Source organism: Sphingomonas endolithica (assembly GCF_025231525.1).
GTDB classification, from domain to species: Bacteria; Pseudomonadota; Alphaproteobacteria; order Sphingomonadales; family Sphingomonadaceae; genus Sphingomonas; species Sphingomonas endolithica.
The window spans coordinates 3,113,021-3,131,460 of record NZ_CP103057.1 but is presented as its reverse complement, the minus strand read 5'-3'; the positions used below and the strand labels follow the sequence as shown (position 1 = coordinate 3,131,460).

The window sequence follows — 18,440 nt, the reverse complement described above, 5'->3', positions numbered from 1 at the left end:
TCGTCACCCCAGACGGTACCGCAGGAGGTGACCGCTAGGGGTTCAGCGTGACACTCATCACGATCGTCTTCTCGCCATCCACCTCGATCTCGATCACGCCGGGCTTGTCACGGTACGCGCCGGTATAGCCCGACGGATCGGCAGTGCCATGCCACGGCTCGATGCAGATGAAGGCCGCACCGGGCTTGGTCCAGATGCCGAGCGACGGCGTGTCCGGGAACGCGACGTCGAGCGTCGGGCCGCCGAACGCGCCATACGTGACCGACGACGAGGCAACCGGATCCCACACCAATGCATCGTCGGCGAACAGATTGTCGCGCAGGCGCAGGCTGCGACCATCGAGCGGCGACTCGCGCGTCTCGGGCGGGATCGTGCCGTCCTTGGCGACCTTCTTCAGTGCGCCCGGCTCCTGCTTGCCGAACAGGATGCGGTGCGCCTCGCGCGGCTCGCCATACGGCAGCGGCCAGGCGAAGGCGGGATGGAAGCCGAAGCTGGCAGGCATCGGCGCCGCGCCCCGGTTGACGATCCGCGCAGTGATGGTGAGCGTCGCACCTTCCAGCGCGTAGGTGAGTTCGAGCGCGAAGGCGAAGGGGTATGCCGCGCGGGTTTCATCGCTGTCGGTGAGGCGGAAGACGGCGTGATGCGGCTGGACATCGACGATCTCGAAATCGCTGCGGCGGGCAAAGCCGTGCTTGCCCATCTTGTAGCTCTGGCCATCGACCCGCAGCGTGTCCCCGGCCAATGCGCCGACGATCGGGAACAGGATCGGGGCATGGCCGGTCCAGAACGCCGGATCGGCGTCGGTCATCAGCTCCTTGCCGCGGGCATCGCGCAGGTGCGTCAGTTCGGCACCGAATGGGTTGATCTCGGCCGTGAGCTTGGGGGATTTGATGGTGATGAGGTCGGTCATGAACGTTCCGTAGCGGGGGACGGACAGAAACGAAACCGTTCCCCGGCATAGGCCGGGGCCCGGTAGCGGAGGCCGAGGTAACAAGGCGCAGCGATAGCCAACTTCCGCTCCGCTCCTGGACCCCGGCCTGCGCCGGGGAACAGGTTGGTCAGCCCCTGAGCGTTGCGCCAAGCTTTGAAACGGCGGCCACCACCTTGTCGGCGATCACCTTCAAATCCGCGTCGGTGAAACTCTTCTCGACCGGCTGCAGCGTCACTTCGATCGCAAGGCTCTTCTTGCCGTCCTCGACACCAGCGCCAGTGAACACGTCGAACAGCCGCGCGCCCGTAATCACTGCCTTGTCCGCCCCCCTCGCCGCCCGCACGAGCGCATCGGCGGCAAGATCGGACGGCACCAGGAAGGCGAAGTCACGAGTCACGGCCTGCAGCGCGGGCGGCGTGTAAGCGGGGCGCATGAAGCCGGTGGCGCGCTTGGGCGGGATGGCATCGAGATAGAGCTCCACCGCGGCGACCGGCCCGTCGAGATCGAACGCCTTGAGCACGCTCGGATGGACCATGCCGAACGCCGCCAGCACGGTTTTCGGCCCGAGCCGCAGCGTGCCCGATTGACCGGGGTGCCAGGCGTCGCCTGCCTCGCCCATCACCTGCAGGTTATCCACCGGTGCGCCCGCGGCGGCGAGCAAGGCGATCGCTTCCGCCTTGGCGTCGAACGCGTCCGCTGTCGTCATCTTGCCGCCGCGCCAGCTACGTGGACGCGAGGCGCCGGCGAACACCAGCCCGAGCGTCGCGCGCTCCTTGTCGGCCAGGTAGCGGCGGCCGACCTCGAACAGCCGCACGCTGGTCGCGCCGCGCTTGAGGTTGCGTTCGGCGGCCGAGAGCAGGCCGGGGAGCAGCGATGGGCGCATCACCTTCAGCTCTTCGCTGATCGGGTTGGCGAGCGTCCAAGCGCCGCCGCCGAACGGCGCGGCCTGCGCCTCGGACAGGAAGCTCCAGGTGACCGATTCGTCGAGCCCGCGCGCGGCGGCGGCACGGCGCACGCGGCGTTCGAGCTTCTGCTCGGGCGTGGCGGTGGGCTTGGCGACACCAGGCGCGCGCGGCAGCGGCGTCGAGGGGACGTTGTAGATCCCCTCGATGCGGATCACTTCCTCGACCAGATCGGCCGGGCCATCGACGTCACGGCGCCAGCTCGGGATCGTCACCGACCAGTCACCGTCGACAAGGAAGCCGAGGTGTTCGAGGATTTCCTGCTGGCGTGCGGGCGCAATGGCGAGGCCGCCGAGCGTTTCGGCCAGCGCCGGATCGTAGGCGACGGTACGCGGCGCGAGTGGCGGGGCGCCGGCGCGCGTGACCTGGCTGGCGGTGCCGCCGCAGATGTCGAGCACCATCTGCGTGGCGATCGCCAGACCTTGGTCAAGGAACGCCGGATCGACGCCGCGTTCGAAGCGCTGGCGCGCATCGCTGGTCAGGCCAAGCTTCTGGCCGGTACGCGCGATCGCGTCGGGATCGAAATAGGCGCATTCGATCAGCACGTCGGTGGTGCTCTCCGACACGCCGGAGTCCTCGCCGCCCATGATGCCGCCGATGTCGTGGACGTGCGCGTCGTCGGCGATCACCGTCATCGTCTCGGTCAGCGTATAGGTCTTGCCGTTGAGCGCGAGCACCTGTTCGCCGGCCACCGCCTTGCGCGCGACGAGGCCGCCGGTGAGTTTTGCGCGGTCGTAGACGTGCAAGGGGCGGCCGAGATCGATCATCACGTAATTGGTGATGTCGACCAGCGCGGAAATCGGCTTCTGGCCGATCGCGGTGAGGCGGCGGCGCATCCATTCGGGCGCCTCGCCGTTGCTGACGCCGCTGACCGACTGGGCGTAGAAAGCGGGGCAGCCCTCGGGATCATCGGTGCGCACGTCGGGGCCGGCGCCCTCGCCGGCGACCGGCGTTACGGTCAGCGACTTGAGCGTGCCGAGGCCGGCAGCCGCCAGATCCCGCGCAATGCCGTGGACGCCCATGCAATCCTGCTTGTTGGGCGTGATGCTGACGTCGATCACCGGATCGGTGAGCCCGGCATAATCCGGATAGGACGTGCCGATGGGCGCGTCGGCGGGCAGCTCGATGATGCCGTCATGATCCTCGCCAAGCTCCAGCTCGCGCGTCGAACACATCATGCCGTTGGAGACAACACCGCGGATCTCGGCGACCTTGAGCGTGATGTCGCTGCCGGGCACGTACGCGCCGGGCGCGCCGAACACGCCGACCAGCCCGGCGCGCGCATTGGGCGCGCCGCACACGACCTGCATCGGGCCGTCACCGGCATCGACCGAGAGGACCTGAAGCTTGTCGGCCTGTGGGTGGCGTTCGGCGCTGAGCACGCGCGCGACCTTGAACGCGGCGAGCTTCTCGCCGGGATTCTCCACGCCTTCGACTTCGAGGCCGATACGCGTCAGCGTGTCGACGATCTGGTCGAGGCTGGCGGTCGTGTCGAGGTGCTGGCGGAGCCAGTCTAGGGTGATCTTCATGCGCCGACTCCGCCGGACAAAGTGGGCACGTCGAGCGCGGAGAAGCCGTAATGCTTCAGCCAGCGCACGTCGCTTTCGAATACCGGGCGAAGATCGTCGATGCCGTACTTCAGCATCGCCAGGCGATCGATGCCACAGCCGAAGGCGAAGCCCTGCCATTCGTTCGGGTCGAGCCCGCACGCCTCGATCACCTTGCGGTGGACCATGCCGCTGCCGAGTACTTCCATCCAGCCGTCACTGCCGCCGATCACGCGTTTGCCCTTGTCGAGACTGAAGCCGACATCGACTTCCGCCGAGGGCTCGGTGAACGGGAAATAGCTCGGCCGCAGCCGCAGCACGACATCGTCGCGCTCGAAGAACGCGCGCAGGAACGTCTCGAGCGTCCATTTGAGATGCCCGAGCGTGATGCCCTTGTCGATCACCAGCCCCTCGATCTGGTGGAACATCGGCGTGTGCGTCGCATCCCAGTCGGAGCGATAGACGCGGCCCGGCGCGATGATGCGGATCGGCTCGCCGGCCTTGCCCGAGCGGCGTGCCACCTCGACCATCGTGCGGATCTGCACCGGCGAGGTGTGCGTGCGCAGCACCATCGGCGGCTCATGCTCGCCGGCGAGGTAGAAGGTATCCTGCATCGCGCGCGCGGGGTGCGTCTCGGGAATGTTGAGCGCGCTGAAATTGTGCCAGTCGTCCTCGATCTCCGGGCCGGTGGCGACCGCAAAGCCGAGATCGGCGAAGATCTCCGCCAGCTCGTCCATCACCTGGCTGACCGGGTGGATCGTGCCGGCAGGTAGCGCATCGGCCGGCAGCGTCATGTCGAGCGTCTCGCGGGCGAGCCGCGCATCGAGCTCGGCGCGCTCCAGCGCATCCTTGCGCGCGGCGATCGCCGCAGTGACGGCTTCGCGCAGACCCTGGATGCGGGGGCCCTGCACCAGACGCTCCTCGGGCGACATCTTGCCCAGCGTCTTGAGCAGCGCCGTCACCGCCCCGGCCTTGCCCAATGCATGGACGCGGCACGCCTCCAGCGCATCGAGCCCGCTCGCGGTCTCGATCGCGGCGACGAGGTCCGTCTTCAGTTGCTCGATGTCGGTCGCTTGCTCGGTCACTGATCACTCCGTTGCCCGGCTGGGCGGTATGCCGATAACGAAAAGGGCGCGGGTGGCCTAGACCACCCGCGCCCCCAATGTCGCTTACTCGCAGGTCGCTGTCAGGCGGCCTGGGGCAGAGCCGCCTTCGCCTGCGCGATGATGGCGCTAAATGCCGCGCCTTCGTGCATCGCGATATCGGCCAGGACCTTGCGGTCGAGATCGATGTTCGCAAGCTTCAGGCCGTGCATGAACGTGCCGTAGGTCAGGCCCTCCATGCGCACGGCAGCGTTGATACGCTGGATCCAGAGCGCACGGAACGAGCGCTTCTTAACCTTGCGATCGCGATAGGCGTACTGGCCGGCCTTTTCGACCGCCTGACGGGCGATACGGATCGTGTTCTTGCGACGGCCATAATAGCCCTTCGCCAGATTCAGAACCCGCTTGTGCTTGGCGTGAGTGGTTACACCACGTTTGACGCGTGCCATTCTCTATTCCTTTCCGCTCAACCGAGACCGTACGGTGCCCATGCCTTCACCGTGGCGGTGTCGGCCTTGGACAGCAGCTTGGTGCCGCGGTTCTGACGGATATACTTGCTGTTGTGGCTGATCAGGCGGTGGCGCTTGCCGGCCACGCCATGCTTCAACAGACCGGATGCAGTGAGCTTGAAGCGCTTCTTCACGCCGCTCTTCGTCTTGAGTTTGGGCATTTTCGTCCTTTCAGTTTCGCGGAGCGTTTATGAACGGCCACGGCAGCCCATACCGGCCGGGCAGTTCCTCTTTACTCGCGGGAAGGAGGGCGCTTAGTCGAGGGGCCGGCAAATTGCAACACACGGGAACGATTCACTTTCATCACCGGTTGCAGCGGCTATGGCAGACATCGACACTCCCGTAACGACCCCCGATGTTCATCCCGTTCCGGACGCGGCGGCGCCCCCGGCCGCACCGTGCGTGGAGCCGTGGTATCGGCGTCGCTACCGCCAGCATAGCCCGATCGGCTGGGTAACGCGGATCATCCTGTCGATCCTGTTCCTGATCGTGCTTGCCTGGGCGATCCTTTTCATCACCAAGGGCCGCTTCCTCAAGCACACGTTCGAGAAATATATGAGCCGCAGCGCCGGGCGCGACGTGCGCGTGGCGGGCGATTTCCAATTCTATTTCAACCCGATCAACCTGAAGGTCTATGCCGAGGGGCTGAGTGTCGCCAACCCCGATTGGGCGCGGGAACAACGCCCGCGCTTCTTCGAGGCCAAGCGCATCGACCTTCGATTCGCGATCGTGCCGCTGATCTTTTCGGGCACCAAGCGCGTCAATCGGCTGGAGATCGAGGGCGGGCGTATCGACCTGCGCTGGGACGCGGCACATGCGCGCAATACCTGGACGTTCGGCGACCCCAACAAGAAGGGCAAGCCGTTCGAGATGCCGTTGATCCGCGCCGCGACGGTGCGCGATACGCGAGTCACCTACCGCGACCCGCAGATGCAATTGTCCGCCGACATCGCGATCCAGAGCGTGAAGGCCAGCGACAGCCGCTTTGCCAGCGCGGTCCGCTTCACCGGATCGGGCACCGCGCGCACCACGCCGTTCACGATGACCGGCGCGTTGCTCTCGCCCAACGCCACGCTGGCCGGCGGCGAGAACCAGCTGATGGCGCATATCGACGGCGCCAAGACGCGGATCGACATTGCCGGCACGCTGCCGGGCGCGACCGAGCTGCAAGGCTCCAAGCTGCGGATCACGGCGCGCGGCCGCAACCTCGCCGACCTGTTCATGGTGATGGGCGTCGCGATCCCCGACACGCGCACCTATGTGCTCAATTCCAACCTGACCAAGCAAGACAATGACTGGGTGTTCACGCGGCTCAACGGTCATTTTGGCGACAGCGACATCGCCGGCAAGCTGACCGTGACGATGCGCGAGCCGCGCATCCTGCTCACCGCCACACTGGCCACGCGGACGCTGGATATCGTCGATGTCGCGCCGTTCATCGGCTACAATCCCGATCTGGTCGCCGCCAAGGGCGCCGCTGGGGCGATCAGCACCGTCGGCGGCACCCCGCGACTGCTGCCCGATGCCCCGCTCCGCGTCGAGGCGCTGCGCAACTTCGATGCCGACGTGCGCTATACCGTCGGCCGGGTGCGGGCGAAGAGCGTGCCCATTTCCAACATCGCGCTGACGCTCGGGCTCGACAATTCGCTGCTCAAGCTCTCCCCACTGACGTTCGAGATGGCGCGCGGCCGTGTCGCGTCGGACATCACGATCAATGCGCGGCGCCAGCCCGTGTTTACCGACTACGACATCCGCCTGTCGCCGACGCCCCTCGCCCGGTTGCTGGCCGGCTGGGGAGTCGAGGAATCGGGCACCAGCGGCACGGTGAAGGCGCGCGTCAAGTTGACCGGCGTCGGCAATACGGTGCACGATTCGCTCAGCAACGCGAACGGCCGCATCGCGATCATCCTGCCGCAGGGCAGCTTCTGGGCGCGCAACATCCAGCTGTCCGAACTGGATGCGGGTACGTTCGTGCAGCGCCTGTTCCAGGGCAAGCTGAAGGAACCGGTGCAGATCAATTGCGGGCTGATCGGCTTTACCGTGCGCAATGGTATCGCCGCGGCCGACCCGATCCTGATCGACACGCGCAAGAACGTGATGATCGGTCGCGGCGGGTTCAGCTTCAAGAACGAAGCGCTCGATCTCGCCTTCCGCGCGGACAGCAAGAAGTTCAGCCTGTTCGCCGGGCAATCGCCGATCGGCATCAACGGCTATTTCGCCAAGCCCGGGATCAGCCCGGTCAGCGGCGAATTGATGGGCCGCGCCGGCGCGGCGCTGGGCCTGAGCCTGGTGGCGACGCCGCTTGCCGGGGTGCTGGCGTTCGTCGATGTCGGCGATGCCAAGGGTGCCGCCTGCGGCCCGGTGCTGCAGGGCGCGACCGCGCGGGCGCAGCGGACCAAGGACGGCAAGCAGCGCGACGACGTGGGCAAGGGCACGACCGCAAAGGCGGAAGACGGCAAGCGCTCGAAGGAGGAGAAGAAGGGCCAGAAGAAGAAGTTCCTGGGCATCTTCTGAGCGGTTTCTAAGTCAAACCGGGATAACCTGCACCGGGGGAGATTGAGGGACGTACCCTCAATGCCCGCGGCAGGCGAGCGCCTCCAATATGTCCTCGATCCGCGCCGGATCGCCGGCGGCAATCACCTCGCCGACGCTGTCGGCGGTCAGCGGATCGCCCGCCCAGTCACACATGCGACCGCCCGCCCCTTCGACCACCGGCACCAAGGCGGCGAAGTCATGGATCTTGAGGTTCGCCTCGACGACGATATCCAGCCAGCCGCTGGCAACGCAGCCGTAATTGTAGCAGTCGCCGCCCAGCACCGTGCTGCGGACCGCCGCATCGAGATGCTCGAAGGCATGGAGTGTCGCATCGTCGAAGGCGGCGGGCGACGTCGTGCCGAGCAAGGCACTCGCCAGATCGGGGCAGCGCCGCGTGGCCGCCGGCCGACCATTGAACAAGGTCGGCTGCCCGACCACCCCCAGCCAGCGTTCCTGCAGGATCGGCTGGTCGATCACGCCCAGCATCGGCCAGCCATCGACCATCAGCGCGATCAGCGTGCCGAAGATCGGGCGGCCCGAAATGAACGCGCGGGTGCCGTCGATCGGATCCAGCACCCAGGCACGGCCTGACGTGCCTTCCTTCACGCCATATTCCTCGCCGATGACCGCGTCGGTCGGGAAATGCTGCTCGATCAGCGCGCGCATCGCGGCTTCCGCCGCCCGATCGGCGATCGTAACGGGCGACTCGTCCTCCTTCGACTCCACGCCGTAGGCGCTGCGGAAATGCGGGCGGATCGCCGCACCGGCGGCGTCGGCGAGGCGGGCGGCGAATGCCGTGTCGGCAGGGGTGATACGCATCGCGGCTGCCTAGCGCGCGGCAGCGCGGCACGCCAACGAGATTTTGCCTGCAGCGTCGCCAGTTCAGGCCCAATCGCATGCCATGCCGATCGTGGGATCGATCCATAACGAACCAGTTTTGTCCGGTGCAAACGGGTTGTTAGCAGTTCCGGCCTAGCACCTGTGTCAACGAGGCAGCAGGCGGTACCGTGTTCGGAGGAACCGGCGGCGAGCGGCGGGGGCGCAATGACGGCAGCGATTGCTCGACGAGTGGCAGAGACCGATGATGACGCGACATTGTTCGCGCGCATCGGTGCCTTTCTGTACGAGCAGCATCTGAGCCCTGATCCGCAACATTATGCCTTCGCCTATCTGGTCATCACCGAGGCAAACGGCCCGGTCGGGCAAGCCGTTGCGAAATGGACGGAGAACGGCGTTCGGTTATCGCGCCGCGACATCGAGGCGCTCGGCGGATCGGTGGCAGAGATCTCGGGTGCCAGCGACGATGTCGACGCCGCAGAGGGGCTGGTCGCGCGAACGCAGATGCAAGTCGAGGGATTTGCCGACATGATGGAGCAGATGCGCGCCGAAACGCAGGGGTTCGGCCGCGACCTTGCCGCCAGCGCCGACACGTTGCGCGATACGCCGGCATTGGGTGCCGATCAGGTCGCGCGACTGACGGCGGCGATGCTCGCCCGGGTCCGCAGTGCCGAAAGCCGGCTCCAGGCAGCGACGGCGGAAGTGAACGACCTACGCGTCAAGCTGGACGAGGCGCGCGACAATGCCCGGCGGGATGCGCTGACCGGCCTGCCCAACCGGCGCATGTTCGAGGAGGCCTATGCCGAACGCATGTCGCGGCCGGGCGGCACATGCATTGCGGTGTGCGATGTCGACCATTTCAAGGCAGTCAACGACCGCTTCGGGCATGCCGTGGGCGACCGGGTATTGAAGGCGATCGCCGAGACCTTGTCGCTGTGTTGCGACGGGCATCTGGTGACGCGTTATGGCGGGGAGGAATTCGCCGTGCTGTTCAGCGGGGTGGATTCGGCCAAGGCATTGAAGACGCTAGAGGCGGCACGCAAGGCGCTGGCGGCCAAACGATATCGCGTGCGCGGCAGCGATGTGCCGCTGGGCGAACTTACCTTCTCGGCCGGCATGACGACGGCCGCGGCGAACGAATCACTGACAACCGCTTTCGGCCGCGCGGACCGGCTGCTCTATGGGGCGAAGCAGGCCGGACGAAACCAGCTCAAGTACGGCTGAAGCCAAACATTGGCAAAAGTGCGCCAGCATATTGGCGCATTCTACCAGTGTCGGAACGGCACGACAGCTGAATGCCAGCATTACAGCCACTTAGCGAATTGGCACGCTCCCTGCAAAGCTCCTGACATCGGCAGCCGGATGGTCCGGATCGCCGCATCGACAGGAGTTCCTACCATGTCCGTTCGCTTCGAAGCCCTGCAGCGCACCGCTTTTTCCGCTCTGGCCGCCTTGTTCGTCGCCAGCATCATGATCAGCGCCGCCGTTCCCGTCGTCCCGGTCGCCTGACCGGGACGCCACTCAGGGGAGCAATGCAATGCGCAGTATCTTCATCGGCATCGCCGCCTTTACGCTGACCGTCCTCGCGATCCTCGGCCAGCAGGCATCCGCCGCCAGCCAGTTGATCGGCTAGCATCAGATCGGGCGCAAAGCGCCCAAGGTCGAACCGGCGACGGGTCCCGCGGCAGCCTCCTCACCACGCGAATAGGTGCCGATCAGCAACCCGGCGCCCAGCACATGCCCGGCCATCGCCGCGATCAGCGCGGCGCGCCCCGGCGTCTTGCCGGGATCACTGACCCCGCCATCAAGCGCGAACAATTGAAAGACATAACGGTGCTCGCCATGCCCGGTCGGCGGATCGGGCGGCAGCCATCCTTCGCCGAGATACGAATTTCGCCCGACATCCCCGCCCTCCGCCGTGCCGGTATCATCGGCGGCGATCGCCCCTTCGGCCAGCCGTCCGGCTTGTGCCGGCAGCCCCCACACGATTGCGTGCACCAAAGGCGACGGCGTCGGCGCATCTGCATCCTCGACCAGCAAGGCCAGCATCGCGGTCCCCTCCGGCACCGCGCCCCAGACGAGCGGCGGCGAGACGCCCTCGCCGTCGGCTGTAAAGCGTGGCGGCAGGCGGGCCTCGTTGGCAAAGGCCGGGCTCGACAGATCGATCGTGGCGCCCTGCCCCAGCCCGGGCTGCGCGATAGTCAACGCGTCGGCACCGGCGCGCATGTTTTTCAAGGCAGCACCCAGCCATTGGGGGATATGTTCCAGCACCGCATTCTCCTGTCTGTCGGCAGTCAAGCCACGGGCTTGGGCTTCGGTTCCGAATCCGCGCGCCTTTCGCGATTTGCCGGACTATGCTGGCGCCGTGCGGGCATATCGCCTGCCGAAAGGATGTCCCATGGCAAAGAGCCAGAAGAAATCGAACAAGGAAGTGCGCAAGCCCAAGGCCGAGAAGGTCAAGGCGATCGCGGCGAACAGCTCGACCAAGAACAAGGCGCTCGACATCGTCACGATCAAGAGCTGATCGCGGGCATGGCAATTGATGACGACAGCTTCGTCTATGACGAGGCAAGCGGCGAATGGGTCAGCGCGGCCGATGCGGCGGCGCTGCCCGCCGCCGGTACCGTCGAGGTGCGCGACGCAGTGGGTAACCTGCTATCCGACGGCGATCAGGTGACGTTGATCAAGGACCTGACCGTCAAGGGCGCCGGCCAGACTCTGAAGCGCGGCACGCTGATCAAGTCGATCCGCCTGACCGGCGACGCGCAGGAGATCGATTGCCGGTACGAGGGCATCAAGGGTCTCGTGCTGCGCGCCGAGTTCGTCAAGAAACGCTGACGATGCTAAGCGGGTTGGACGAAAGCTGGCGCGGCAAGCTGGCGCCGGCGTTGCAGGGTCCGCACATGGCGGCGCTCGCCGACTTCCTCGCGGCGGAAGATGCCGCCGGCAAGCAGGTGTTCCCCGCGTCGCACGACCGGTTCCGCGCGCTGGCGCTCACGCCGATCGACCGCGTGCGCGTGGTGATCCTGGGCCAGGATCCCTATCATGGCGAGGGGCAGGCGCATGGCTTGTCCTTTTCCGTGCCGCCGGGCGTACGCCCACCGCCGTCGCTGGTGAACATCTACAAGGAACTGGAAGCCGATCTCGGCGTGCCGCGCGCGCGGCACGGGTTTCTGGAGCATTGGGCGGCGCAAGGCGTGTTGCTGCTCAACACCGTGCTGACGGTCGAACAGGGCCGCGCGGCGTCGCATCGCGGGCGCGGATGGGAAGGCTTCACCGATGCTGTGATCGCGGCAGTAAGCGCGGCAACCGCGCCGAGCGTGTTCATGCTGTGGGGCGCGCATGCGCAGAAGAAGGCCGCCCTGGTGGACGAGTCGCACCATCTCGTGCTGACGGCGGCGCATCCTTCGCCGCTATCGGCGCATAACGGCTTTCACGGCTGTCGGCATTTCTCGCGCGCCAACGCGTTCCTATCGGAGCATGGCCGCGGAACGATCGACTGGGCGCTGCCGCCGATGGCGGCATGAGCACGCTCGATCGCTTCGTCGATGCGCAGCGGGATGTCTATGAAGACGCGCTGGCGGAGCTTCGCAATGGGCGGAAACGCAGCCATTGGATGTGGTTCGTGTTCCCGCAGATCGCCGGGCTCGGCCAGAGCCCGACCGCGCGCTTCTACGCCGTCCGAGATCTGGACGAAGCGCGCGCCTATCTCGCGCACCCGCTCCTGGCCGAGAGGCTGCTTACCTGTACGGAGGCGATGCTGAGCTGGGCCGGTCGGCGCTCGGCCGAGACGGTGCTTGGCGGCATCGATGCGGTCAAACTGCGCTCGAGCGCCACCTTGTTCGAGGCAGCGGGCGACGATGCCCGTTTCGGCCGCTGCCTGGACGCGTTCTACGACGGCGATCGCGACGCGTCCACGCTCCGGCTGATCGCACGCTGAGCGGGAGCGATCCGGGCGGTTGGTCGTTGGGCTGTACGATCCCAAGGAGAAATACGATGCCAAAGACCCTGAACGAGATCGCCGAGGCGATGAAGGACATCGATTTCTGCATGCTGTCGACGCACACCGAGGGTGGTGCGATCGGGTCGCGGCCGATGAGCAACAACCGCGACGTGGAATATGACGGCGACAGCTGGTATTTCACGAGCGACGACACGCGGACCGTGCATGACGTGACCGCCAACCCGCAGGTCAGTCTCGCATTCCAGGCCAAGTCCGGGCTGCTCGGCATGCGGCCGTTCTTCGTCTCGATCGAAGGAACGGCGGCGGTTATCCGCGACAAGGCGCAGTTCGCCGAGCATTGGACGTCCGAGTTGGAGCGGTGGTTTCCGGAAGGTGTCGATACGCCGGGGCTGGTGCTGGTCAAGGTCACCGGCAAGCGCGCGCATTATTGGGATGGCGAGGACGAGGGCGAGATCGTGCTGAAGACGGGTGTCGCTGGCTGATCGAGGGCCGCTGGGTCGCCCGTTACATGGCAGGTGGCCCAGCATCGTTTTCCCGCCGCAATTCGCGCATAATGCAGCCGACATGACGCCGGTGACGCTTATCTCCGTGTTCGACGTGGATCGCACGCTCACCCGGCTGCCCACCTACACCTTGTTCCTGCTGCGCTCGGCGCTGCGCAACAATCCGCTGCGGTTGCTGCTGCTGCCGGCGCTTATTCCGGTCGCCTTGCTGAACGCGGCCGAGATCCTGACTCGCCGGCAGATGAAGATGGCGATGCACGCGGTGTTGCTCGGGCGACGCATTCCCGCGGGAACCGCGACCAGCCTGGCAGACACGTTCGCGCGGCACATCCATGCGCGCGGTCTGCTCCCCGAGGCAGTGCGGCGGATCGGCCGCGAACAAGCCGAGGGGCGGCGCGTCATCCTGGCGACCGCGGCGCCGGAACTCTATGCCCGCCCGCTGGCGGGGTTGCTGGACATCGACGATGTCGTGGCGACTCGCTGCACCTGGCAGGATGGCGATCTGCTCGCCACGATCCAGGGCGAAAACTGCTATGGCCCGGCCAAGCGCGACATGCTGGACGCCTATCTTGCGGAACATGGCCTGCCGCGAGAGGCGGTGCATATCCGCTTCTTTTCGGACCATGCGTCGGACCTGCCGATGTTCGACTGGGTGGATGAACCGATCGCGGTCAATCCGTCCGCCGCACTGACGGCGATTGCCAAGGCGCGCGGCTGGCCGCAGTTTGATTGGACCTCGAACCGGGTCCGTGCGAACGCCTGAACGCCGAAATGCTCCTGGCACTGCTTGATGGGACGAATGAGAATACGATGATCGAACACGCGATTTTGCTGAGCGCCGGCCAGGGCTCGCGCCTGCTGCCGCTGACCGCCGAACAGCCCAAGTGCCTGATCGACTTTTCCGGCCGCACGCTGATCGAGTGGCAGATCGAGATGCTCGCGCGGCAGGGGATCAAGCACATCCATGTCGTCACCGGCTTCATGGACGCGATGGTCGAGGCGGTGCTCGCCGGCATCGACGACCCGCGCGTGAAGGTGACCACCTTGTTCAACCCGTTCTACAAGGTGGCCGACAATCTGGGGTCATGCTGGATCGCGCGCACCGCGATGGAGGGCGACTTCCTGATCCTCAACGGCGACACCCTGGTGTCCGAAGCAATCGTCGAGCGGGTACAGCAGGGCTCCGCCTGGCCGATCACCGTGACGGTCGATGTGAAGCCCGATTATGACAGCGACGATATGAAGGTCGCGCGCAATGGCGATCGGCTGATGCGGATCGGCAAGACACTGACGGCAGACGAGTCGAATGCCGAGTCGATTGGTTTGCTCGCCTTTCGCGGCGAAGGCGCCGGCCTGTTCCGCGAAGCCGTGCGCGCGGCGATGCGCACGCCCGAGGGCGTGCAGCATTGGTATCTGAAGGTCGTGGACCAGCTTGCCGCGACGGGCAAGGTCGGCACGGTGTCGATCGAAGGGCTCGATTGGGCCGAGGTCGACTTCCTCAACGACATCCAGATCGCGCGGGCGCTGACCGACAAGTGGGTCACGCAGGGTTAGCCCTGCGCGACGAAGAACCCCTTCAGCCAATCGACCAATGCGGCGAGTTCATCGCCTGCCAGTGGGATCGCCGCGCCGAGATCGGGCACTTTCGGCCAGCCCGCGTCGGGGAAGGACCGCCCGTTCCAATCGCGCTGCCCGTCGTAGCGGGGCACGACGTGGAAATGCACTTCGCGGTCGGCCATCATCAGCATCAAATAGTTGATCTGGGCGTAGTCCACCGCCTGGCGCAGCGCGATCTCGATCGCCTTCGTCACAGTCGCCAATTCGGCATGCGCGCCCGGCGGCAGGTCGGAGAATGCGGTGGCCTGCGATCGTGCGGCCAGCACCAGGCTGCCCAAGGTAGGCTGGGCGGGGCGGGCAAGCACGACCCAATGATCGAAGCTGCACAGCAAGGTGCCGGGCCAGCCGAATTTCTCGATCGTCGCGTTCATGTCATGCTTCCGCGAGCCAGGAGGTGATCGTGCCGCCGCGGGCCTTGAGCGCCATTGCCTGGACCAGCCGGACCAGGTGGATCAGGCAACTCACCACCGTCCAGATCGCCACGGCGACCAGGCCGAGATCGGGGCGGGCGAACAGCGTGGAGACGAACAGGATCACCATGTTGGGGTTGCGCCGCGCGGTGATGAGGCGGAAGCGGCTGTCGAAGCGGCGCCAGACGTGGATGTGCATCATGCCGTTCTGACGCATGAACACGCCCTCGATAATGCGCTGCACGACATAGCCGCCCACGATCGCCGCCATGATCCAGGCGAATGCCGTGTTGGACAGCGCCAGCCCCCAATGCACCAGCCCGGTACCCCAGAACCAGAACCAGAAGGGCGGATGGACGATGTCGATGCCGTGATCGAAGATGTTGCCGATCGAGGTGGAGGTGACGGTGCAGCGGGCAAGCTTCCCGTCCACCGTGTCCAACACCATGAACACCAGCCCCAGCGCCATCCCGAGCCAGTAGCGGCCATCGGCAAAGGCGAAGGTGGCCACGACGCAGAAGATCGCGCCCACCGCAGTCACCATGTTGGGTGTGATGCCGAGCCGCGCGCAGATCCGCGTCAGCCACAGCGCCCATTCGGGCCACAGATATTTGGTTAGCAGGTCGGTGACGCCCTTATAGGCACCGAAATAGCTCGCCCGCTCGACCGCCGAACGCGTGTCGGGCGTGAGCGGCATGAGGAACGGCGTCTCGCGCTTGCGCAGCGCCTTGTTCTCGATCGTCGGGCCATCTTCGAAGGCGAGGACGTCCAGCCCGGAACTTTCATCCGCAGTGAGCGCGCGACCGTGCAGCATGGCGTCGCGCAGCTTGCCCGATTCCGCGGCATCGCGCGCATGCCCGAGCGCGGGGACGCCACCGAGCGTCAACACCAGGCCCGGGTGCGCGGCGACATGCTTCATCCAGGACGGATCGAAGGCGAAGGCGGCGTTGGCGAGGATGGTTGCCGGGGTATCTATCGCCAGGGCGTTGCCGGCGGCGATGCGGCGGACGCGTTCCGCCATCGTCAGCCCCCAGAGCGGGGTGGGGTTCGTGCCGACGCTTTCGACGCGGGACATTACATGCGCTTCATCCATGCGCGCGGGCTTAGCATTGCTTGGTTGATCTGCAAGTTGTGGTGCGCTTGCTTGAGGCGGGCCGTCACCCCGGGCTTGTTCCGGGGTCCACCGAGCGGCTTGCGGTGCGATAGTGCGTTGAGGGCAGAGTTTGCGGGACGGCGGACCCCGGAACAGGTCGGCAACTATCCCTTCAAACATGGTTGGTCATCCCCGCGAAGGCGGGGATCCATAGTGGCAGGCTTAGCGGTTAAATGCAGACGTTCGAGTATATGGATCCCCGCCTGCGCGGGGATGACGGCGAATTACTTGTTCGAGCCGTACAACTGCCGAACAGGTCCGGCGTGACGGGGAGGGTGACGGAGGCGCGCACTAGTTCACCCGCACGCCGATCCACAGCGTGCGCGGTGTGCCGAGATCGATCGAGCCTGCCTGGTTGCGGGTGACGACGGTCTCGTCGAAGACGTTTTCGGCGCGGCCGACCAGCGAGAGATGCTTCATCACCGGCACCCGCACGACCGCATCGACGGTCAAGGCGTCGGGGAGGACATCGGTCTCGAGATCGTCTTCATACTGCTTGCCGACATAGCGTACGGTGCCCGACAACGACCAATCCTGCTGCGGCGTCCAGCCCAAGGTGGCGCTGGCGGCGTGGCGCGGGCTCTGGGACGGGGTGAAGCCATCAAGCGCGCCCTCGTCGCGCACGTGCGAGTCGCTGAACGCGTAGGAGGCATCGAAGAATATCGGTCCACGCACGATGCCGGCCGTGATCTCCACACCTTTGGCGACCACCGCATCGACGTTGCGCCGCTCGCGGATGTTGGTGCCGATGGTGACGTTGGCGATGGCGCCTTCGAGCCGGTTGTAGAAGGCAGTGACGCCGATCCGCACCCCCGTGGCCGGCGTGAAATCGACCCCGCCCTCGACGCCGCGCAGCTTTTCCAGGCCGAGGTCGGGGTTGGCATTGGTGGTGACGGGGAAGACGACGAAGGGACGGTAGAGCTCGTTCAAGGTCGGCAGGCGAAAGCCGGTATAGCCGGCGACGCGGAGTGCCACCGCATCACTGGCCTGGAACAATGCGCCGGCGCGGCCCGTCGCCTCCGCCCCGTCGCGGTCGGCGAATCGCTGGCTGCTCGCCGCCAGCGCACCGGCGGCGTTCCGTTCGGTGAAGAAGCCGTCGCTGATCGTCCAGCGATCACCGCGCACGCCGCCGGTCAGGATCAGCTTGCCGATCGTCCAGTCGTCCTCGACGAAAAGGCCGGTGGTGCTCGTCCGGCCACCGGCGTTGCGCCGGGCGGTGACCAGGCCGGTGGTGGTGCTGTAGGCATCCTCGAACAATTCGCCGTCGGCAATGCGCGCGTCGATGCCGATGCGCAGCACATGATTCGGGCTGATCGGCGGCCGGATCTCGATCTTGCCCCCGGTCCCGGTCGACGGCGTGTTGCGCTGGTCTAGCGTCAGGCGGAAATTGGTGCTGCTGATCACCTTGTTGGTGAAGTTGCGCGCCTGGACATAGGCCAGCGCATCGACCTGCCACGCGCCGCGGTGGACGAGCCGGATGCTGGCATCCTCACCCTCCGACGAACTGTCCGCGCCCTTGAAGCGGAGCGTGCGATCGTCGCCGAACACCAGGCCACGGAACTGCACCTCCGTCTCGGCATCGATCGGGGCGACGGCGCGCAGGCCGGCGGACCAATCGCGGTACCGCCCGCGTGATGTGGCGGCGACGCGCTGATTGTCGGGCGTGGTGAAGAAGCCATCGCCACGTTCGAACCGGCCCGACAGCGTGGCATATCCATCGCCGAGATCGGGCGACACGGCGCCGGCCACGCTCATCGCGTCGTTGCTGCCATAGAGGGCGCTGCCCGAATTATTCGGCAGATCGGCCCGCGTCGCGCTGACCAATTCGACCGTTCCCGCCACCGCACCGGCGCCGAACGGCCCTGCCCCGCCGCCGCGGGTGATCCGCACGCCCGACAGCCGATCGCCCGACAAGGCGGTAAACGGGATGTAGCCGAAGAAAGGATCGGCCAGCGGCACGCCGTCGAGCAGGACGAGCGCGCGGCTGGAGGCGTTGCCGCCCAACGCGCGCAGCGTGACGCCCTGCGCCGAAGGGTTGGCCGAGCGGCTGTCCGAGCGGCGGAATTGCTGGAAGCCGGCGACATCCTTCAGCACGTTCTCGACCCGGTCGGAGGCTTCGTCGGTCAGCCGCTCGCGATCGATGATCGACGATCCATAAGCCGGCGTGCCGGGCGGCAGTGGCAGCCCGGTACCCAGCACGACGATGTCCGGCCCGATCTGCGGCTCCGTCTGCGGCGGGGCCGCATCCTGTGCAAATGCGACCGCCGGCAGCATCAGGGCGACGAGGGGTAGTGCGAGGATGTGGCGCATTGTCTTGAAACCGATGATGGGAGGAGGAGCCGGCGCCCGCCCCTTAGCCGTAAATGCCC

General features: G+C 66.3%; 19 protein-coding genes. 9 read left to right on the top strand and 10 right to left on the bottom strand.

The window, feature by feature from the left end:
- Positions 1 to 34: 34 nt before the first annotated feature.
- From NV382_RS14760 to rpmI, 5 genes are all read right to left on the bottom strand, one after another.
- A complete protein-coding gene (locus NV382_RS14760; protein WP_260597478.1) occupies positions 35 to 910 on the bottom strand; it encodes an aldose 1-epimerase family protein in 876 nt (291 codons plus the stop codon).
- 148 nt (positions 911 to 1,058) lie between these two features.
- Positions 1,059 to 3,422 (bottom strand): phenylalanine--tRNA ligase subunit beta, encoded by a 2,364-nt coding sequence (pheT, locus tag NV382_RS14755; protein WP_260597477.1) that lies wholly within the window; start codon positions 3,420 to 3,422, stop codon positions 1,059 to 1,061.
- Positions 3,419 to 4,525, bottom strand: coding sequence for a phenylalanine--tRNA ligase subunit alpha (gene pheS / locus NV382_RS14750; RefSeq protein ID WP_260597476.1), 1,107 nt, complete (start codon positions 4,523 to 4,525; stop codon positions 3,419 to 3,421). Before pheS ends, pheT begins: the two co-directional genes overlap by 4 nt.
- A gap of 101 nt (positions 4,526 to 4,626) precedes the next feature.
- Positions 4,627 to 4,992, bottom strand: a complete 366-nt coding sequence (rplT, locus tag NV382_RS14745) for a 50S ribosomal protein L20 (RefSeq protein WP_260597475.1) — start codon at positions 4,990 to 4,992, stop codon at positions 4,627 to 4,629.
- Positions 4,993 to 5,009: 17 nt separating this feature from the next.
- Complete coding sequence (gene rpmI / locus NV382_RS14740; protein WP_260597474.1) at positions 5,010 to 5,213, bottom strand: 50S ribosomal protein L35; 204 nt, start codon at positions 5,211 to 5,213, stop codon at positions 5,010 to 5,012.
- A gap of 160 nt (positions 5,214 to 5,373) precedes the next feature.
- Between rpmI and NV382_RS14735 the strand changes: the two genes are divergently transcribed.
- Entirely contained in the window at positions 5,374 to 7,566 is a 2,193-nt protein-coding gene (locus NV382_RS14735) for an AsmA family protein (RefSeq protein ID WP_260597473.1), read from the top strand.
- Between the two features lie 57 nt (positions 7,567 to 7,623).
- On the opposite strand, the gene hisN is transcribed toward NV382_RS14735, so the two are convergent.
- On the bottom strand, positions 7,624 to 8,406 hold the full coding sequence (hisN, locus tag NV382_RS14730) for a histidinol-phosphatase (protein ID WP_260597472.1): 783 nt from the start codon (positions 8,404 to 8,406) through the stop codon (positions 7,624 to 7,626).
- A 249-nt stretch (positions 8,407 to 8,655) separates the two neighbouring features.
- On the opposite strand from hisN, the gene NV382_RS14725 reads away from it, so the two are divergent.
- Complete coding sequence (locus NV382_RS14725; RefSeq protein ID WP_312026748.1) at positions 8,656 to 9,648, top strand: GGDEF domain-containing protein; 993 nt, start codon at positions 8,656 to 8,658, stop codon at positions 9,646 to 9,648.
- A 411-nt stretch (positions 9,649 to 10,059) separates the two neighbouring features.
- Here the strand turns inward: NV382_RS14725 and NV382_RS14720 are convergent, their stop codons facing one another.
- The gene (locus tag NV382_RS14720; protein ID WP_260600431.1) at positions 10,060 to 10,695 is read right to left on the bottom strand and encodes a YbhB/YbcL family Raf kinase inhibitor-like protein; all 636 of its coding nucleotides are present in this window, start codon (positions 10,693 to 10,695) and stop codon (positions 10,060 to 10,062) included.
- Between the two features lie 127 nt (positions 10,696 to 10,822).
- On the opposite strand from NV382_RS14720, the gene NV382_RS14715 reads away from it, so the two are divergent.
- The 7 genes from NV382_RS14715 to NV382_RS14685 all read left to right on the top strand — a co-directional run bounded on the left by NV382_RS14715 (position 10,823) and on the right by NV382_RS14685 (position 14,445).
- Entirely contained in the window at positions 10,823 to 10,948 is a 126-nt protein-coding gene (locus NV382_RS14715) for a hypothetical protein (RefSeq protein WP_260597470.1), read from the top strand.
- A gap of 14 nt (positions 10,949 to 10,962) precedes the next feature.
- A complete protein-coding gene (locus NV382_RS14710) occupies positions 10,963 to 11,262 on the top strand; it encodes an alkylphosphonate utilization protein (protein ID WP_418066799.1) in 300 nt (99 codons plus the stop codon).
- A gap of 2 nt (positions 11,263 to 11,264) precedes the next feature.
- Positions 11,265 to 11,951 carry a uracil-DNA glycosylase gene (gene ung / locus NV382_RS14705; RefSeq protein WP_260597468.1) on the top strand — a complete coding sequence of 229 codons (687 nt, stop codon included), beginning with the start codon at positions 11,265 to 11,267 and terminating at the stop codon, positions 11,949 to 11,951.
- The gene (locus tag NV382_RS14700) at positions 11,948 to 12,364 is read left to right on the top strand and encodes a DUF1810 domain-containing protein (RefSeq protein ID WP_260597467.1); all 417 of its coding nucleotides are present in this window, start codon (positions 11,948 to 11,950) and stop codon (positions 12,362 to 12,364) included. Before ung ends, NV382_RS14700 begins: the two co-directional genes overlap by 4 nt.
- Positions 12,365 to 12,420: 56 nt before the next feature.
- The gene (locus NV382_RS14695; RefSeq protein WP_260597466.1) at positions 12,421 to 12,870 is read left to right on the top strand and encodes a pyridoxamine 5'-phosphate oxidase family protein; all 450 of its coding nucleotides are present in this window, start codon (positions 12,421 to 12,423) and stop codon (positions 12,868 to 12,870) included.
- An 82-nt stretch (positions 12,871 to 12,952) separates the two neighbouring features.
- Positions 12,953 to 13,654, top strand: a complete 702-nt coding sequence (locus NV382_RS14690; protein ID WP_260597465.1) for an HAD family hydrolase — start codon at positions 12,953 to 12,955, stop codon at positions 13,652 to 13,654.
- Between the two features lie 47 nt (positions 13,655 to 13,701).
- Positions 13,702 to 14,445 (top strand): phosphocholine cytidylyltransferase family protein, encoded by a 744-nt coding sequence (locus NV382_RS14685; protein WP_260597464.1) that lies wholly within the window; start codon positions 13,702 to 13,704, stop codon positions 14,443 to 14,445.
- Here NV382_RS14685 and NV382_RS14680 read toward each other — a convergent pair.
- The 3 genes from NV382_RS14680 to NV382_RS14670 all read right to left on the bottom strand — a co-directional run bounded on the left by NV382_RS14680 (position 14,442) and on the right by NV382_RS14670 (position 18,381).
- Positions 14,442 to 14,879 carry an HIT family protein gene (locus NV382_RS14680; RefSeq protein ID WP_260597463.1) on the bottom strand — a complete coding sequence of 146 codons (438 nt, stop codon included), beginning with the start codon at positions 14,877 to 14,879 and terminating at the stop codon, positions 14,442 to 14,444. The two genes, NV382_RS14685 and NV382_RS14680, sit on opposite strands and share 4 nt — an antisense overlap.
- A 1-nt stretch (position 14,880) precedes the next feature.
- A complete protein-coding gene (locus tag NV382_RS14675) occupies positions 14,881 to 15,993 on the bottom strand; it encodes a CDP-alcohol phosphatidyltransferase family protein (RefSeq protein ID WP_260597462.1) in 1,113 nt (370 codons plus the stop codon).
- A gap of 369 nt (positions 15,994 to 16,362) precedes the next feature.
- Positions 16,363 to 18,381 (bottom strand): TonB-dependent receptor plug domain-containing protein, encoded by a 2,019-nt coding sequence (locus NV382_RS14670; protein ID WP_260597461.1) that lies wholly within the window; start codon positions 18,379 to 18,381, stop codon positions 16,363 to 16,365.
- Positions 18,382 to 18,440 lie beyond the last annotated feature (59 nt).